We start from the raw sequence: 684 nt of genomic DNA on the forward strand, positions 1-684 counted from the left end.
TACTTCCCAACTGGCGCTACATCATTGATCAGTGGATCACGCTGATCAACCGTAACTACCGTTGGCCCATACCCCGATTCCTTACTGCGGTCACCATAGTAGAAGCCGTGGATCGCATGCTTTATCTCGATAACGTTTCTGATCGGGCTAAAGAGTATGATCAAATCGCAAGCAATGTGGATGCAGCCCTCGCATCTGTTGCTGGGTTGAACTCGAAGCGCCGGGCACGCATAAGAAAGTTGATCGCGAACTCGTATGAGCCCTCTCTCGAAGACCGCCTAAAAAGGCTTTCGGTGCGGGTAGCCTGCGGGCTGGTTCCTTTGAACCTGCCCGACAATTGGGCGAAGCGAGTAGCCGCACTGCGGAATCAAATCAGTCATGGACTGCCGGCTGTGCATGATCTAGCAAGAGATCATCGCGGTGCACAAGTAGGGGAGGCGATACTGCTCCATTTACTGGAATCGCTCTTCTTGGCCGAGCTTGGATTCACGACAGAAGAGCTGGAAAAGGCGATGATGAGGCGGGCTCAGCTTGGTTGGCGTGCTTCTACTATCTCTAGAAATATCGACAGCCTTCCCGAGAGCTAAGGCGAGCTATTGGTGGTTATCTCTCCGGTGTGGACATAGTGCGATGGTCCGTGCTCATTCTCTGGGCTGTGGCCTTTGTGTCTGACAGCTTGTCACC

At 53.2% G+C, this 684-nt stretch carries 1 protein-coding gene; it reads left to right on the forward strand.

What is annotated here, in order from left to right; all coding sequences use genetic code 11:
• The coding region (locus tag FLV34_RS39545) for a HEPN domain-containing protein (RefSeq protein ID WP_222709812.1) at positions 1-587 on the forward strand (587 nt) is incomplete at its 5' end.
• Positions 588-684: the final 97 nt, after the last annotated feature.

The organism is Microbispora sp. CSR-4 (genome assembly GCF_008033685.1).
Classification (GTDB): domain Bacteria; phylum Actinomycetota; class Actinomycetes; order Streptosporangiales; family Streptosporangiaceae; genus Microbispora.